At 33.2% G+C, this 16,915-nt stretch carries 12 protein-coding genes, 1 tRNA gene, 1 pseudogene and 1 other annotated feature; of the genes and pseudogenes, 9 read left to right on the forward strand and 5 right to left on the reverse strand.

Features of this window, described 5'->3' with window-relative positions:
• Nucleotides 1–11 precede the first annotated feature (11 nt).
• Nucleotides 12–2,054, forward strand: a complete 2,043-nt coding sequence (locus SO785_RS02080) for a beta-galactosidase (protein WP_011254434.1) — start codon at nucleotides 12–14, stop codon at nucleotides 2,052–2,054.
• Nucleotides 2,055–2,102: 48 nt separating this feature from the next.
• On the opposite strand, the gene SO785_RS02085 is transcribed toward SO785_RS02080, so the two are convergent.
• Nucleotides 2,103–4,100 carry an ABC superfamily ATP-binding cassette transporter ABC protein gene (locus SO785_RS02085; protein WP_021874107.1) on the reverse strand — a complete coding sequence of 666 codons (1,998 nt, stop codon included), beginning with the start codon at nucleotides 4,098–4,100 and terminating at the stop codon, nucleotides 2,103–2,105.
• A 144-nt stretch (nucleotides 4,101–4,244) separates the two neighbouring features.
• Here SO785_RS02085 and SO785_RS02090 point away from each other — a divergent pair, with 144 nt between their 5' ends.
• The 3 genes from SO785_RS02090 to SO785_RS02100 all read left to right on the forward strand — a co-directional run bounded on the left by SO785_RS02090 (nucleotide 4,245) and on the right by SO785_RS02100 (nucleotide 8,552).
• Nucleotides 4,245–5,060 (forward strand): Cof-type HAD-IIB family hydrolase, encoded by an 816-nt coding sequence (locus SO785_RS02090; RefSeq protein WP_011254431.1) that lies wholly within the window; start codon nucleotides 4,245–4,247, stop codon nucleotides 5,058–5,060.
• Between the two features lie 331 nt (nucleotides 5,061–5,391).
• The gene (locus SO785_RS02095) at nucleotides 5,392–6,969 is read left to right on the forward strand and encodes an ABC transporter ATP-binding protein (protein ID WP_011254430.1); all 1,578 of its coding nucleotides are present in this window, start codon (nucleotides 5,392–5,394) and stop codon (nucleotides 6,967–6,969) included.
• Nucleotides 6,969–8,552 carry an ATP-binding cassette domain-containing protein gene (locus SO785_RS02100; RefSeq protein ID WP_003547992.1) on the forward strand — a complete coding sequence of 528 codons (1,584 nt, stop codon included), beginning with the start codon at nucleotides 6,969–6,971 and terminating at the stop codon, nucleotides 8,550–8,552. Before SO785_RS02095 ends, SO785_RS02100 begins: the two co-directional genes overlap by 1 nt.
• Nucleotides 8,553–8,586: 34 nt before the next feature.
• Here the strand turns inward: SO785_RS02100 and SO785_RS02105 are convergent, their stop codons facing one another.
• Together SO785_RS02105 and SO785_RS02110 are read right to left on the reverse strand one after the other, a co-directional pair.
• On the reverse strand, nucleotides 8,587–8,946 hold the full coding sequence (locus SO785_RS02105) for an arsenate reductase family protein (RefSeq protein WP_011254429.1): 360 nt from the start codon (nucleotides 8,944–8,946) through the stop codon (nucleotides 8,587–8,589).
• A gap of 10 nt (nucleotides 8,947–8,956) precedes the next feature.
• Nucleotides 8,957–9,853 (reverse strand): alpha/beta hydrolase, encoded by an 897-nt coding sequence (locus SO785_RS02110; RefSeq protein WP_003547989.1) that lies wholly within the window; start codon nucleotides 9,851–9,853, stop codon nucleotides 8,957–8,959.
• A gap of 206 nt (nucleotides 9,854–10,059) precedes the next feature.
• On the opposite strand from SO785_RS02110, the pseudogene SO785_RS09620 reads away from it, so the two are divergent.
• Nucleotides 10,060–10,197: pseudogene (locus SO785_RS09620) on the forward strand (alpha/beta hydrolase); the annotation flags it as partial.
• Nucleotides 10,198–10,256: 59 nt separating this feature from the next.
• Here SO785_RS09620 and SO785_RS02115 read toward each other — a convergent pair.
• Nucleotides 10,257–11,174: a YczE/YyaS/YitT family protein gene (locus SO785_RS02115; protein WP_015613384.1), complete on the reverse strand. Its 918-nt coding sequence runs from the start codon at nucleotides 11,172–11,174 to the stop codon at nucleotides 10,257–10,259.
• A 135-nt stretch (nucleotides 11,175–11,309) separates the two neighbouring features.
• Nucleotides 11,310–11,383, reverse strand: a tRNA-Arg gene (locus SO785_RS02120).
• Nucleotides 11,384–11,714: 331 nt separating this feature from the next.
• Here SO785_RS02120 and SO785_RS02125 point away from each other — a divergent pair.
• From SO785_RS02125 to SO785_RS02140, 4 genes are all read left to right on the forward strand, one after another.
• Nucleotides 11,715–12,947 carry a GH25 family lysozyme gene (locus SO785_RS02125; protein ID WP_003547983.1) on the forward strand — a complete coding sequence of 411 codons (1,233 nt, stop codon included), beginning with the start codon at nucleotides 11,715–11,717 and terminating at the stop codon, nucleotides 12,945–12,947.
• 125 nt (nucleotides 12,948–13,072) lie between these two features.
• Complete coding sequence (locus SO785_RS02130; RefSeq protein ID WP_011254425.1) at nucleotides 13,073–13,972, forward strand: alpha/beta hydrolase family protein; 900 nt, start codon at nucleotides 13,073–13,075, stop codon at nucleotides 13,970–13,972.
• Between the two features lie 10 nt (nucleotides 13,973–13,982).
• A complete protein-coding gene (locus SO785_RS02135; RefSeq protein ID WP_003547979.1) occupies nucleotides 13,983–15,779 on the forward strand; it encodes a DUF2207 domain-containing protein in 1,797 nt (598 codons plus the stop codon).
• Nucleotides 15,780–15,787: 8 nt separating this feature from the next.
• Nucleotides 15,788–16,570, forward strand: a complete 783-nt coding sequence (locus tag SO785_RS02140) for an aminoglycoside 3'-phosphotransferase (RefSeq protein WP_003547977.1) — start codon at nucleotides 15,788–15,790, stop codon at nucleotides 16,568–16,570.
• Nucleotides 16,571–16,652: 82 nt separating this feature from the next.
• Nucleotides 16,653–16,900 (forward strand) — a binding site (T-box leader).
• Nucleotides 16,901–16,915: the final 15 nt, after the last annotated feature.

The raw sequence follows: 16,915 nt of genomic DNA on the forward strand, positions 1-16,915 counted from the left end.
TAACAAAAATTATGAAACGAGAACTAAAAAGTAAAGTATTTTTACATGGTGGCGATTATAATCCGGAACAATGGTTAGGTGAACCAGAAATTATTAATGAAGATTTTGCTTTATTCAAAAATGCAGCAATTAATACTGTAACAGTTGGCATTTTTTCTTGGGCAAAACTTGAACCAGAAGAAGGAAAATATGATTTTGCTTGGCTAGATGATATTTTTGATCGAGTTGAAAAGATGAATGGTTACGTAATTCTGGCTACACCCAGTGGAGCTAGACCAGCTTGGCTAGCAAGAAAGTATCCAGAAGTTTTACGAACTGATTTCAATAATCAAAAACGTGGTTTTGGCGGGCGACATAATCATTGTCTGACTTCGCCAATTTATCGCAAAAAAGTACGTGAGATAAATACTAAGTTAGCGGAACATTTTGGTAAAAGGCCTAGTCTGATTTTGTGGCATATTTCTAATGAATATTCTGGTGAATGCTATTGTGACTTATGTCAGCAGGCTTTTAGAGACTGGCTTAAGAAGAAGTATCGGACTCTTGAACGGCTTAATCATTCTTGGTGGAATACTTTTTGGAGTCATACATTTAGTGACTGGAATCAAATTCATGCACCATCACCTCTCTCAGAGATGGGTAACAAAGGAATGAATCTAGATTGGAAGAGATTTGTCAGTGATCAGGCCATTTCATTTATTGATAATGAAGTAGAACCATTACGAAAAATTACGTCGGAAATTCCTGTTACTACTAATATGATGGCAGGCAATCCTTTGATGGATCCATTTACCGGATATAACTATCAAGAAATGGCTAAACATTTGGATGTAATTTCGTGGGATTCGTATCCATTATGGGGTAATGATTTTCAATCAACTGAAAAGTTGGGTCAAAATGTGGGTTTGATTCACGATTTCTTTAGAAGTTTAAAACATCAAAATTTTATGATTATGGAAAATACGCCATCACGCGTTAACTGGGCCGATATTGATCGGGCTAAACGTCCAGGGATGCATCAACTTGCGAGTTTGCAAGATATTGCACACAGCTCAGATTCAGTTTTGTATTTCCAATTACGTGCTTCTCGCGGCTCAGCTGAAATGTTTCATGGTGCCGTAATCGAACATCGTCATCCAGAAAAAACTCGCGTTTTTCATGATGTGAAAGATGTAGGACATGATTTAGAAAAGCTAGAATCGATTTATTCAACTAGCTATACTAAAGCTAAAGTTGGTATAGTTTATGACTATAATAATATTTGGGCATTAGAAGATGCAGAAGGGTATAGCAAAGATAAGAAAATTTGGCAGACAATTCAAAGTCAATATCAATATTTTTACCAAAATGATATTCCAGTAGACTTTGTTAGTCCCAATGATAATTTTACTCAATATAAATTGTTGATTGATCCAATGCATTTTTTGATGACTAAAGAATATATGGATAAGTTAGAATCATTTGTTAAAAAATGTGGCTATGTTGTAGGTACCTATATTTCCGGGGTTGTTGATGAAAATGGTTTGGCCTATATGAATGAGTGGCCTAAGCAGTTGCAGAGTATTTATGGAATTGAGCCATTAGAAACTGATAGCTTATATCCTAAGCAAAGTAATAGTATTGAATTTGCTGGACATAGGTATCAAGCATATGATTTTTGTGAGACGATTTTTAAACATGATGCCAAAGTATTAGCGAAGTACACAACAGATTTTTATTCAGGTACGCCGGCATTAACTGCTCACAAATGTGGTGAAGGAAAAGGATATTACATTGCTTGTCGAACAGATACTGATTTTTTAAGCGCCATATACGGTCAGATTGTAAAAGAACTTGATTTATTGCCTAATTTACCAATTAAGAAAGAAACAACTAAAATTTCGCTACAAGTTCGTGAAAATGATGATGAAAAGTATCTTTTTGTGCAGAACTTTAGTCATGAGCAACAATCTATATTACTTAAACAAAAGATGAAAGAAATGCTTAGTGACGAATTTGAGGAAAATAAGGTGATCGTAAAGCCTTATGGAACTAAAATTTATCAAATGAACTAAAAAACAGATGCTTCTAAGATTTAGGAGTATCTGTTTTAGTATGTACGGTTATTTTTGCTTGATTTTCATAATCGATTTAACAGAAATAAATTCTTCTTCACCAGTAGATATGTTCTTAACTGACAACATTTTATTAATAGTAGCCTTTTCTGCAAAATTCATAATTTTGGTAATTTCGCCTCTAGGATTATCTGTCACATATTCATAATTGGTTTCATCAAAAGTAGTAATTAGAATCTGGGTAATCGATTTAATTGAATCAGTTGTTGCGATATTTTCCTTTGGTTGAACCGTTTTTTCTTTTTTATCTGAAATATTTTGTGGTTTTTCTGATAATTGAGCCACTGGTTTAGTTTCATAATCTGTTGTTTTTTCAATTTCTTTAGTGCTTTTTTCAGGAATGACCATTTTTTTATTAACTGGAATTTCGCGTTTAGTGACAACATTAGTCTTATTAGGAAGAAGGTTGCGTACTCTTTTACGCGCTTTAAATAAATCTAGAACTTTTGGTCCATAAAGATTAATAGAATAGTGTAACCCATTAAGCGGGAAGAGTTCTTCTTGTTTTAATCTGGTTTCAACTTCACTACGATCAACACCGGTTTTTTTAATTAGATCTTCAGTCGTATATACAGAGATAATTTGTTTTAAGTGCTCTACCGCTGATCTATCTTGTGCACCGATTACTTGGCGTAATATATTCCAATTAGTAGTATTGTATCTTCTGGTTAAACCAGTATCGGTGATTGGCTTGATTAATCCTTGTTTTCTAGCGTTTTCTACCCATTTTTTATCGATATTTAAACTATTAGCTAATTCTAGTTCTGAAAGATTAGTGGTAGGACGAGCAGAATTTATTTCGTTTAAAATTTCTTCGGTATGAACCTGATTTACAAGAGCCCAGTTTTGGTAATTAGCAATATAACTGGATTCACCTTCTTCAGGGTGGCGCCACATTATATAGCCAAGAAAGGCATTGGGGTTGGATGGAAGCGGTGTAAAATCATGTTTAGTTAATAGTTTGAAGTCAGTAACTTTACTGAAAGTTCCAGTATTAGATGGAGTAGCTTCACTAGTAAATTGAATAATATCTCCCGCTTTTAACTCACCTAGTACTTTAATATCAATTACATAAGGCAAATAATATTTAGCGAAGATTAATCTATTGCTATCTTTAACCATTACATTTTTAACTTCTAATTGTGGCATTTTGTGTGAAATAGAAGGAATTTCCACAGCATGACTACGTACGACAGTTGCTACATATGCTTTTTTAGTTTTATCAATTAAAGGTAATACATCTTCTGATTTACCTTGTTGTAATTCTTCAAGTCGTTGTTGAAATTTCTTGTAACGACTTGGTTGAAATCTAGCATCAACATGCGCACCAGTAGTCGCAAAATCTTTAATATTTTTAGTTAGATAGTTATTTTCATAATTCTTTTTAGTTAAGTTGTTATTATTTAACTCAACTACCCAAGAATCTTGGCGATCATAACTGCTGACTAGGGTTTCTGGTTTGTTAGTACCAATGAAAATACCGGCCTTTTTAATAAAAGTTGCGTCTAGACCATACTTACCTTGACCGTATTGTTTAACTAAACTAAATCTTTCAATGTAATCACCGATAGCCAATTGTTGTTTTTGATGACCAATATATTTAATATGATCAATATTTAACCATGCATGATAATCTAATATTTCTATATTTGGATAACAAGATATTTTGTCAATTAATAATGAGCCATTTAAGTTAGTGCTATTTGGTAATGTCACGTCTCCTAAAATACCAATCCAGTGTATTAAAGTTTTATCTTCAAAATATGGCTTCAAACGAATGTGAATGGAATTAGGATGTAAATATTTATTTAATTGATTATCAATTGCTTTATTTCGAACCATATTAAAGGCTGTGGCTTTTTTGGTATTTTTTAAATCATTTATTTTTACATAGGTTAGATTTAATTTATCTTCTTTAATATACGAATTTTCATGTTTAATTTTATTTCGATTATGTAATAATTTCTTTAAATTTTCTGGTTTCATAATAATATTAGTATCCTTTCTGTAGATTTTTGGGTATATATTTCATTAAATCAATCTTAATACTAATCTAACAAAATTTTCAACTTTATTAGCTGATAATAAATGATAAGATTATTTAGTAAATATTTTTATGAGGTGAAGAGAATGACATTACCATTTAAGGCAGTTGCTGTAGATATGGACGGTACATTTTTAGATGATAGAAAGCAATTTAATCATGAACAATTTGATCAGCTTTTAACTGAATTTGAAAAAAGAGGAGTTCATTTTATTGTTGCTTCGGGTAGACCATATGTACGACTAAAACAAGACTTTGCAGGTTTTGCAGATAGAATGGATTTTGTAACTTTAAATGGTTCCCGTTTGATTATTAAAGGTAAAGAAGCAGCCAGTTATCCGTTAGCTAGACAAGATGTTTTAGATTTTATTACAGAAGTTCAAGCTAAATATGGCAAGATGGCAACGATGGTTTTTGAAAAAGATATTGCATATTTGCACAGCGAAATTGATAAAGATGAACGTGACTTCTTAGCTTACTTTGCTGGTAATAGTGCAGTCGTTGATGATTGGAATGACATGCCAAAAAGTGATATTTACCAAATTACTTTTAATATGGATAGTTCAAAAGCACCGGAGATTGAAAAAGCATTTAATAAAAAGCACATTAATCAGATTTCTGCCTTTGCTTCCGCCACTTTTGCTATTGATGTTAATGTAAAGGGTGTAAGTAAGGGAAGTGGTCTTGAACGTCTACTGAAGAAGATGGGGATGAGTGGTGATGATTTGATTGCCTTTGGCGACGGCGGTAATGATATTCCAATGCTTGATTTTGCTAAATATTCATATGCAATGGCTAATGGAATGGATAAGGTAAAGAAACATGCTAAGTTTGTTGCACCGGCAAATACTGAGAATGGCGTATTTAGAGTTTTACAAAAATATTTAGACGAAGATAAATAAAAAAGTCTTGTAAAATAAAAAAACATGATATAGTTTTAATTAAATTATAGAAATAAGAGGAAATTGCCATATGATTCGTTTATTGAATCTCTAATACTTGATTTGTTAAGCAGAAAAAAGTAAACTTTTGCACCTTATTTGGTGTACCCATTTTTTCGCAATCAGTATTAGCAGTAAACGAATCTAAGGCGATTTTTTATTAAAATCGACCTTTATTTGTTGCACTGTTAATTCGAATGCGAATGGACAGTGCTTTTTCTTTGCGACAAATCAAGTTTAGGGATGTAAAACTATTCGTCAATTTGTCATACAGAGAATAATGAGGAAAATAATGGGTTTAAAAGATTATCTCAAAACAAACTATCAGCGTGCATTTTTAGTACTGTTTTTAATCACGCTTACACAGGCTGCAACTACGCTTTATACTTACTTAACTAGTCCAGAACTTGATGCAATTTCACAAGGAAAATTTATTTTATTTATTGAAATAATCGCGGGTCAATTCATAATTGGACAGATTTGTAATTCAAGTTTTAATATTGCCAGCGTGCAAAATACCAAACAAACGCAAAATTTATTCCATCAAGTTCGCCAAAATATGGTTAGACATTATTATCAAAAGCCTGCCCAAGTAGCTGAAATGGAAAATCATTTGGGTAATGATTTACAAACTATTCAATCAAGTTACTATGATATTTATTTTTATTTTGCGTGTGATTTAATTTATGTCTTTTTTACAATTGGTACTTTATTTACCTTTCATTGGTTACTTGTGGCATATAGTCTTTTAATTACTTTTTTGGCTATTGTTGTTCCAAAATTGTTAGAAAAATATACAAATAGAGCTACTGAGAAAGTTTCTGAAAAGAATGCTCAATTTTTAAACTTAATTGAAAATTGGTTCAATGGTCTTGAAGAACTTAGAAGATATAAGAATAAAAATATCTTGAAAAAGAAAATTAGCGAATCAAGTCGTCAGCTTGAACAAAGTGAATTTCAGCGTGATAAGACATTAATTTATGTTGAAATGGTTGCAGCCATTTTTGATGTTATGGGTCGAGTTGGCGTACCGGTGCTTGCAGGAGTTTTGTTTTTCAATCATCAAGTAAGCTTGGGGGCAATTTTAACTGCTGGCTATTTTGCTAATGGAATTTTTTATAGCGTGAATAGTTGTGTAACCAAGTATGCTCAGCTTAAATCAACGAGTACTTTAAGAAATCATCTGGCCGAATTACAAAAACTTAATGCTGATGAAAAATTTGATTCAATTGCTGAAATTGATAGGGTCGAAGTGAAAAATTTAGCAATTCAATATGAGCATGGAGAAAAAATTACTTATCCTAATTTTGTAATTAAGCGCGGCGAAAAAGTATTACTTACAGGCGATAGTGGCACTGGTAAGTCTACTTTATTAAAAACAATGCTGGGCCAAATTCAACCAATAACTGGTGAAGTGCTATATAAAGATAAAACGGGAAAAATTATTCATCCAGATTTGAATCAAATTGGCTATTTAGCGCAGGATTTAACTATGTTTGATGCGACTATTTTGGAAAATATTACGATGTTTAATGCCCAATTAAAAGATCAGGTTAAAGACGTAGTTAGAAATAATATTTTTGCCAAAGATGAAAAACGCTTTAAAGATGGATTGGCTACTGAGATTGAAGTGAAACATGATCTTCTTTCAGGGGGGCAACGACAGAAGGTTGTTTTAATGCGGGCGCTGATCCATAAAAAACCGATTTTGTATTTAGATGAAGCTACTAGTGCAATTGATCAAGCAGCGACAACAAGGATTTTGCAAAATTTAGTGCAGACGGATAGAACTATTTTGATGATTGCTCATAATTTGACTAAAGAGCAAAAAGCATTATTCGATCGTAAAATTTACTTGGAGGGCAAATAATGAGTTGGAAAGAATTATTTAAATTAAATCCTTGGCATTTTAGTGTGGCTCTTTTATTGCAAATGATAGGTGCAGGATTTGAAATAGGGGTAGCTTACTTTTTAACTTTGCAATTTAATGCAGTACGTGGTCATAATTTACAGATGTTTATATTTTGGACTAGCCTGCAAGTAATTTGTTATGTGATTTTATATCTTTCCTATAATATTGCTGGGATCATGTGGCAAAAGCATATTCAAAATTATTTACACTTAATTAGACAAGAGATAACAGATCATTACTTTGAAGATGGTAAGAGTCACCATACAGGTAATGTACAAAGTAGAATGACTAACGATTTAACCTTACTTCATAATGATTATTTAAATTCGTTTCGTTATATTGCAGGGATGTTAGTTAGTGTATTTAGTGTGGCGTTGATGCTCTTTACATTTCAATGGAGTTTATTGGTAGCTTGTGTAGTCTTGGCAGCAGTCCAAATATGTTTACCCAAATTAATAGACAAGCAGTTAAGAAAAACTACTAATTTGGTATCTGATGCTAATAAGAAGTATTTGAAAACACTGGGTGATTGGCTTATTGGTTTGTCAGAATTACGTAGATATTTGGCTGGGGAAAAATTATTTAAAGTAATTGCTAAAGATTCAGGACGATTAGAAAATGCCAATATCCAAAAACAAAAGGTGGATCAAAAGCTAGATTATTTAAATCAATTGGCCTATTCAGTTGGGGATGCATTGATTTTCTTATTGACGGGTTTTTTAGTAGTTAATAATTGGGCTGCTTTTGGTTTAATTGCCAGTATTGGTAACTTTAGTTCAGCTATGTTTGTTTCACTTCAAGGAATCGCTAATTATGGTGGACGAATGAAAGCAACTAAGGAATTACGAGAAAAGATCCTGCAAGCCAGAAAAAAGATTAATAATGAAAGAGATCATAATTTTAAGCAACCGGTTGCTTTTTCAACTAAAAATTTAGCAATTAAATTTGAGAATGGTGAAGAAGTTGCCTTTCCTGATATTCAGGTCAATGCTGGTGAAAAAATTCTGCTTACAGGTGATAGTGGAACAGGAAAGAGTACTTTGTTTAAGCTGATTTTAGGAGAAGAAACGGCAACAAGTGGTAAGATTCAATATTTTGATTCAAATGGCAAACTTATCCAACCCGATTTAGCCGAAATAGGGTATTTACCACAGACTCCTGTGCTTTTCCCTGCTACGATTGCGGAAAATATAACGATGTTTAATGAGAAGTTAAAGCGGTTGGTTAACCAAACAGTGGAAGAAGTACAGCTGGTGAGTGATATAACGAAATTTCCTAATGGGATTGAGACGAAAATTGATTTAAATCAACTTAATATTTCAGGAGGCCAGCGTCAGAAGATTGTTCTTGCTAGAAGTAAGGTTCATCAAAGCAAATTAATCTTAATTGACGAGGGAACAAGTGCGATTGATCAAGCTGCAACAATGAAAATTTTGAAAAAACTAGTTAAAACAGATGCGACAATTGTTTTTATTGCACACAATTTTAATGAAGAAATGCAACAGATTTTTGATCGTGAGATTTATTTGAATAATAGATGATAATAAAAACGGACTCGTATTCGAGTCCGTTTTCTTATGCTAACCAAGTTTGTTCAAAGATATCTTCTTTAAATCCGCAGGTTAAGTGATTATCGTCGACGACAAGTGGTCTTTTGATCAGTTTGCCATCTTGTGACATTAATTCAGCTGCTTCATCAATTGTCATAGTGGGGATTTGATCTTTTAATTTTTGCTGGCGATAATGTTGACCGCTTGTATTAAAGAAATAACGCAATCCGCGATCTTGATATTTGTTCAGCCATTTAACTAAATCTTCTTTTTTAGGAGGAGTTTCAACTAAATCTTGAAATTCATATTTAATGTTATGCTCATCCATCCATTTGCGTGCTTTTCTTGAAGTAGAGCAGCGACTATAGCCATAAAATTTAATCATAATTCTTTCCTTATTTACTCATATGTTCTCTGAAGAATTCGATTTCTTCATCATTAGCAATGTCAGCGATACGGTCTTTTTGATTGACAAAGAAAACATGACCACGTGGGTTGTCTGAATCACCATATGACTTACAGATAGCATGAACACCGCGACCAAGTAAAAAACCGAAGAGGGTAAATTGTATGTCGTGCAAGAAGTCCTTGTTTGAGGTAATTAAAAATGTTGGTAAGAAATTGTGGTTGATGTATTTTTCAACATCTAATTGTTCATGATACTTATTAACTGCATCTTTGGTGAAGTATAAGCCGCTAATTCCTTGCAAAGTATTGGGAGTCAAAATGAATGAGGCAGCACAGTTAAGTCCTGCAGCTCTAAATTTCAGATTAAGAGGCTTATATGGGAATAATTTGGCATAGTCTGGATTAGTCAAGATAGTTACATATTGTTCAGCCATTTGTCCACCAGCACTGTCGCCAATGATAAAGACATTATTTCTGTCCAAACGGTATTCTTCAGCGTGGTCGTCAACCCAGTGCATGTAAAGATCAACGTCATCTAATTCTTCAGGAAATTCCGCATTTTCAGGTGCTAGGCGGTAATTAGGATTGATAAAGGCAAAGCCACGTTTAGCTAAACTCATGCCATAATATTGATATGTTTCTTTAGTGCCATAGATCCAGCCACCACCGTGGATATTAATAATTACAGGGAAGGGTTTATCTGTTTTTTTAGGAAGGTAAACATCTAATGTATGCCATTTTTCATCTGGGCCGTAAGGTAGGTTATCAATGCGTTCTACTTCAGGGATATCGTGTGGTAGATCGCTGTCACGTGAGTCATCACTTTTTTTACAACCAGAGCGATATTCTGCTACTACTCGTTTAATTTTATCTGTAAGTTTCATATTTTTTCTCTTTTCTAATAGTATAGGTTAATTATACTTCAGAAATAGGAAGCGTACTAAAATACCTCAAGATGAAAGTTATATATAGGCGAAGGCAATAAAACAATTCAATTATAATGAAATAGATATATTACTTGATTATTGCTAAACTGATCCCGAAGTTAATTTGGTGTATTATAAAGTGTAATTTTTAATACTAGTAATCATCTCCAGATGCTTCAAGAAAGTTCCATACACTTTTGCCAAAGAGTGAATTACATTTGATTGAAGGAGAAGGTCACTTGTTTACTGGTAAAAATAGGCCAAAAGTATTAAAGCTTGTTGGTGACTTTTTGACAAAATAAAAAACATAAACAATGATAAAGCCCCGAGATTAGGATGACCTAATTACGGGGCTTTTTATTTATCGATTTTTCTTGTGATTACCGGAAGTTCGTTTCTTTAATTCGTTTTCAATCAGATTATATTGTTCAACGAATGAATCATACATTTCTTTAGAATTAGTCATATTACGACGAACAATTTTGAGTTGTGTTTTTAAATCTGAAGTTTTTGCATTTTTAAGATTACCTTGAAGTGCTTCTGTTGTGTTAAAGGCATGTACTACAGTATGATAAGTTCTTTTACCGATATGTGATAGCAGAGCAGTAACTGCATTATGCTGCTTTTCTTCACGTGGAAGAGTTGCTTCATTAATGGTTTTAACCATTGGATCGGAAAGGTGATCATTCCACCAAGAGATAAGTGGCCCAGTGAAGAAGGCAACGATGATCGTACCGAAACCAACTGGACCACCGGCTATAAAACCGGCTACCATGAACAAAATATCTTGAATAATTCTTGCAACTTTATAAGATAGTTTGGTTCTGCTACTAATGATAGGGGCAATCGCATCATAAGGAGCCGCTCCAAGATCTGGTGCCATATAAAGGGAAGCACCTAGAGTAAATAAAAGTAAACCAATAAGTGTATCGGCTGCTACAATCAAAAAGCTGGTCCGATAACCAAATAATTGATGATAGAGTGTAGTGAACCATTGAATTTCAAAACCGACTAATACCATATTTAAAATGGTACCGATACCTATTTGCTTACGATCAAGCCAAATAATAAATATAAAAATTACTAAGTTAACTGATAACTGATATACGCCTAATCCAATTCCTAAATGATTAGAAATACCAGTGTTAACGGCAGTAAATGGATCAAGGCCGACGTTTCCACCTCTTAAAAAAGTAGTTCCTAGTGATAAAATAGCGACCCCGATGAACGATACTAGTGTTTTTAATAAAATGTTCGACCACGAACGTGACTTTTGCATTCCACTCTCTCCCTCTGTTTTATTTTGAGGTATTATAACAAAAAGGATGCCTAATTTACAGTTTGTGATAAGAATCATTTTTGTAATTACATGTAAGCACAAAAAAAGCAACGCCCTCAAGCGTTGCTATTCTAGTGATCCGGGTGAGATTCGAACCCACGACCCACAGTTTAGAAGACTGTTGCTCTATCCAGCTGAGCTACCAGACCATCGTGTATGTTTGTATGTCCTCAACAGAACATAAACTATTATAGGGGATAGATTTTTAAAAAGCAAGTATATTTTTGAAAAAATTTGAATTTTTTTGAATTAATTATTTGTTTTGCCGTAAATATTAATTTAATGATAATTTTTCTCAATTTTCTATATTATCTTACAAATTGTACAATACAAAATTGTGACAAATATTAATCTCTTCTTACATTAGAGTGTAATTGGTTGACTAATACTTAAAACGATATTATTCTAAATTTGATTTCGTATATGAAGATAAACAAATGTGAATAACAAGTGAATTTCACATAGCGGAGGAAAAGAAGATTGACTACAACAAAGAAATTGGTTATTAAATTAGCATGCGCAACTGCACTTGGTACTGCTGGTGTAGCATTAACCCAAGTAAATATGCCGCAAGTTACCGTTAAGGCAGCAACTACATCAGTTGTAGCACGTGCTCTTGGTGTCGATGTAGCAAGTTACCAAAGTGCTGATTTATCAAGTCATGCACAAGCTGGTTCACAATTTGCTATTGTTAAGGTAAGTGAAGGAACATCATACCGAAACCCTAAAGCATCAAGTCAAATTTCAACTGCTCTTTCTAATAATATGATGCCAATGGCATATCACTTTGCAACATTCAGTTCTAATACAAGTGCTGCTGTTGCAGAAGCAAATTATGCAATTAAGGCTGCTCAAGCATTTGGTCTTCCTAAGGGATCATATATTGCTTGTGACTACGAAACCGGTCAAGGTAATAATATTTATGGTGGTAAGACTCCTACTGCTCAAGCTATCATTGCTTTTATGGACCAAATTAAGGCGGCAGGTTATAAGCCACTTCTTTACGCAAGTTCATCAGTTTTACAAAATCAAATTGATACTAATAGCGTAATTGCTAAGTACCCTAATTCTTTGTGGGTAGCCTCATACGCTATTTCAGGTAGAATTGATAATCCTAATTTTAATTATTTCCCATCTATGGAAGGTGTTTCAATTTGGCAATTTACTGATAACTGGCGTGGATTAAGTGTTGATGGTAATGTAGCAGTTCTTCCATTATCAATTGATGGAGATGTTACTACAAATAATGGTGCTATTTCCCAAGCACCTTCATCAAGCAATTCTAATTCAGCTTCAACTAATAACACTACAACAAATAATAATTCTTCATCAGCTGCTACACCATCTGAACCAGAAACTTCAGGTTATGTTATGAAGAAGGCATACATTTACAATAAGAAGGGTGAACGTCAAAGTGGCTATTACGCAGCTTACTATGGTATTAAATACTATGGTTCAACTGTAACTTTGGATAATGGTAAGACAGCTCTTAAAGTTGGTGATGATCGTTACGTAATGGCAAGCAATGTCCTGGGAAATTCTCGAGTAATGAAACATAATGCTTACATTTATAACCATTCAGGTAGACGTGCTAACTGGAGAGTTTTAAGAAAAGGTACACCAATCAAGACTTATGGTTCAAAGTTTAATATTAATGGTAAATCATATTACCGTATTGGTAAGGGCTTGTATGTAAAAGCAGCTAACTTTTAAAAAATAAAGATTATAAAGTTAAAAGTGCGAGTAAATTCTTTTTTGAGAATTTGCTCGCACTTTTTGTATAATTATAACTAACCTAAGAAACGCTTAGGTGATTACTTAAAAAGGTGAATTAAATTTTGAAAAAAAGATTTTTATATATTTTTTTGGTTAGTCTAGCTATGACTTTAACGGGATGCATGATGAATAATTCTGCGTCTGAGTCTAAAGATAAACCAATTAAAGTTGAACAAAAAAATAAGAAAATAAAGCAAATTAAAGCAAAATATCAAGTTGTAGAACACGATTGGAATGTTTATAAAGATGGGGTGAATATTTATGGTCGAATATATGTACCAAAAGATCTAGCTGGTAAGAAAAAAGCTGTTATTTTGTCACACGGATTAGCAGGTAATTACCATGATTTGGTTGATTATGCTAAAAATCTAGCAGGACAAGGCTATGTAGCATATGTCTTCGACTATCCTGGTGGCGCTAAAAATGGACGCAGTACAGGTGTAGAACAGTTGAACATGTCAATTTTTACAGAAGAACAAAACTTAAAAACTGTTTTAGAAGCGATCAAAGATAGAACAGATGTAAATCCAAAGCAAGTATCCTTATTAGGTGAGAGTCAAGGTGGAGCAGTGTCTGCAATGCTTGCATCAAAATATCCTAAAGAAGTTAAATCACTAATTTTACTTTATCCGGCATTTTCAATCACTGATTATACGCAAGCTGCATTTAAATCAATTAAAAAGGTGCCAGATACTCTGAATTTATTTGGCTTTACTGTTGGAAAAACTTACTTTGAAAAGTTATTTAAATATAATTTGTTAAAAACTGCTACTAAATATAATGGCCCAGTCTTAATACTTCACGGTTCAGATGATATTATTGTGCCGGAAACGTATTCCGAAAAAGCAAATAAAAAATTTAAGCATTCTCGGTTGCATATTATTAAACGAGCAGGACATGAATTTAAAGGAGAGCATAAGAAAGAAGCGTTAGGATTAATCGATGATTTTTTAAATAATTGAGGACAGAAAAATGAAAAGAAAATATTTAAACTTAATTGTAATATTAAGTGTATTGAGTTTTCTAACAGTTTTTACTCAAAAAGTTAGTGCAGATGTAGATTATAGCATTAACAATATGGATGTTATTGCTAAGGTAAATCGTGATGGTTCATTATCAATGCAACGCACGATTGAATATGATTTTGCCAGTGATGCGCACGGAGTTTTTTATAAACAAAATCTAAATAAAAACCAGAACTTAAGCGATATTCAAGTTAAGGTCAATAATAAAAATATTTCTTTGTCAAATAGTGGTCAAAATAATACTTATCAACTTACTCAAGAAGGAAAATCATATCGTTTTAAAGTTTTTCATCGAATTAATGAAGATGATAAAGTTAAAATAGAGTATTCATACAGAATTTTGAGTGCTATCACTAATTATAAAGATACAGCCGAATTAAATTTTAAGATTATTGGTAATGGCTGGGATACAGATATTGATTATGCTAAAGTAACTGTACTTTTCCCAGGAAAAGTTCCAGATTTAAAAGCATGGGCCCATGGTCCATTAAATGGTCAAACTAAAGTTTTACCTAATCAAGGTAAAATTATCATGACTGCTAACAATGTACCAGGAGATATGGGGATTGAAGTCCACTCTATTTTCAGTCCATCTGTAACTTCTGCTAATATGAATTTTGTTAATAAAAATAAAAAGAAAGCTATTGAAAAGCAAGAGGCTAAATTAGCTATTGAGGCTAATAAAAGAAGACAAAGAAAAACGTATATTAATTGGGGGTTATTTGTAATCTCATTGATTAGTGGATTATTTGCGCTAATCAAAGCCATTTTAGTCAAACCCAAAGGTGTCAAACCAAAGAAGATTCGGGATTTAGCTCACAATTATGAAATTCCTGATGTTAGTCCAATAGTGGCTCAAGTTCTTGATCGTAATGCTAAACCTGATGCCAAGGCTTTTACTGCGTATTTACTGCAATTAGCTGGTAAACATCAAATCGAGATTGAAGAGTATAAGAGTAAGCATTTAAAAAAGAGCGAGTATCGAATTAATTTAGTTGATGATAGTATTCTAAATGATGAGTTACTTGAATTTCTATTTAAAAATGTGGGTGATGGTAGATCATTTATTACTAAGGAATTAAGAAATTATACTTCTAAGCGCTTAGGTAAAAAGTTTGATAAATGGAGTAATAATCACTATGCTTTGGTAGAAAATCGCTTCTTTGATAAGGCGGCTAAGAAGTATAAAGATAAAAGTGTAGGCACTTTAATTTTAATTATCGCAATCAGTGGAATTACTGGTGTTATTAACTTATTTTTGTCTGATACAATGCCACGTTTGTTAAGCTCATTGATATGGATATCGTTTGTTGTGCTTGTTTTAGCCATTATCGCTACAGTTATCAGTAATACAAGAGTAGGTATTTATAACCAGGAGGGTGCTTTAGAAACAAATAAAGTACATGGGTTTAAGAAAATGCTTAATGATATTGGTAATTTTAAGATGAAGGATGTCGGCGACATAATTTTATGGGAAGATATCTTACCATATGCCGTTGCTTTTGGCTTATCTAAGAAGGTTATTGAACATCTTAAGATGGAATTTGATGCTGCAGAATTAGGCAGTTCAGTATTTATCTATGCACCCTTATATACTAATAGCGATAGTTTCGAAAAAAGTTTTGAACGTAGTTTCACTAGTGGCGTTTTAGCTGGTTCTTCGCCTATTTCAGGTGGTTCAGGCGGCTTTTCTGGAGGTTCATCTGGCGGCTTTGGCGGCGGAAGCGGCGGTGGAGCTTTTTAGGGTAAAAAATGCAGAAAACAATATTAACTAAAGTTCCAGAAAATATTCCGTTAGACATTTATCGCTTTATTTCTGGAGCGAAAATTTATGATAGTTCTTCTTCTCCTGAAGCAAGGGTTTATTTTATTGATAAGGACAATGGCTATTATTTAAAGCGTTCGGCAATTGGAAAACTTGAAAAAGAAGCCCAAATGACAGAATATTTTTATTCAAAAGGCCTTAGCGCAGAAGTGTTGAATTATCTTTCTAATGATTATGATTGGCTCTTGACGGCTGCCGTTGGCGGAGAAGATTGCGTGTATCCAAAGTATCTTAAAAACCCTGAACGTTTATGTGATACGATTGCATGTGAATTAAGAAAATTGCATGAAACAGATTATACTGACTGTCCAGTTATGGATAAAACAATAAACTATCTTGCTACAGCTGAAAAGAATTATCATACGGGGAATTATGATCAATCGCAGTTTCCTAGTTTTGGATACAGTTCAGCTAAAGAAGCCTATGACATTTTAATGTCAGGAAAAAATGCTTTACGAGATAAAGTCCTGCTTCATGGTGATTATTGTTTACCTAATATTATTCTCAAAAATTGGAATTTCTCGGGTTTTATTGATGTTGGTGGCAGTGGTGTCGGTGATAGGCACATAGATCTGTTCTGGGGGGCCTGGACTTTGTGGTTTAATTTAAAAACCAATAAGTATCGAAATCGTTTTTTTGATGCGTATGGCAGGGATAAAGTAGATGAATCAGTACTTGAAGTTATTGCTGCAGCTGAAGTTTTTGAGTAATTTTAATGGAAGTAGTTCTTTTATTATTGAAAAAGTATTGACACATTATTAAATTGTGACAATATTATTTTTGATAAAGAATAATTTAGCTTTGATAAGGAAAGTAACTTAAGATTAAGTTTTCAGAGAGTCTTTGGTGTGGTGGAAAAAAGATAATGAGATCTTATGCAAAAATCACCTTTGAGCTGAAGAGACGATATTTAGTCTTTTCAGGGCCCGCCCTATACAGCGGCGACGTATCGCTTGTCTATATGATGAGCCGCACGTGCATGAGATCAGTATCAATTGCTGATGAATAAATAGGTGGTACCGCGTCAAAACGCCCTATTAGGTTAATTTAACCTA

Origin of the sequence: Lactobacillus acidophilus (assembly GCF_034298135.1) — a bacterium.
In the GTDB taxonomy this organism is placed as follows: domain Bacteria; phylum Bacillota; class Bacilli; order Lactobacillales; family Lactobacillaceae; genus Lactobacillus; species Lactobacillus acidophilus.

What these genes read in the sequence shown, in the direction of transcription:
- SO785_RS02105 (WP_011254429.1), bottom strand. Translation starts at nt 8,946, where the DNA reads ATGATTAAATTTTATGGCTATAGTCGCTGCTCTACTTCAAGAAAAGCA.
- SO785_RS02090 (WP_011254431.1), top strand. Translation starts at nt 4,245, where the DNA reads ATGACATTACCATTTAAGGCAGTTGCTGTAGATATGGACGGTACATTT.
- SO785_RS02140 (WP_003547977.1), top strand. Translation starts at nt 15,788, where the DNA reads ATGCAGAAAACAATATTAACTAAAGTTCCAGAAAATATTCCGTTAGAC.
- SO785_RS02100 (WP_003547992.1), top strand. Translation starts at nt 6,969, where the DNA reads ATGAGTTGGAAAGAATTATTTAAATTAAATCCTTGGCATTTTAGTGTG.
- SO785_RS02135 (WP_003547979.1), top strand. Translation starts at nt 13,983, where the DNA reads ATGAAAAGAAAATATTTAAACTTAATTGTAATATTAAGTGTATTGAGT.
- SO785_RS02085 (WP_021874107.1), bottom strand. Translation starts at nt 4,100, where the DNA reads ATGAAACCAGAAAATTTAAAGAAATTATTACATAATCGAAATAAAATT.
- SO785_RS02080 (WP_011254434.1), top strand. Translation starts at nt 12, where the DNA reads ATGAAACGAGAACTAAAAAGTAAAGTATTTTTACATGGTGGCGATTAT.
- SO785_RS02115 (WP_015613384.1), bottom strand. Translation starts at nt 11,174, where the DNA reads ATGCAAAAGTCACGTTCGTGGTCGAACATTTTATTAAAAACACTAGTA.
- SO785_RS02110 (WP_003547989.1), bottom strand. Translation starts at nt 9,853, where the DNA reads ATGAAACTTACAGATAAAATTAAACGAGTAGTAGCAGAATATCGCTCT.
- SO785_RS02095 (WP_011254430.1), top strand. Translation starts at nt 5,392, where the DNA reads ATGGGTTTAAAAGATTATCTCAAAACAAACTATCAGCGTGCATTTTTA.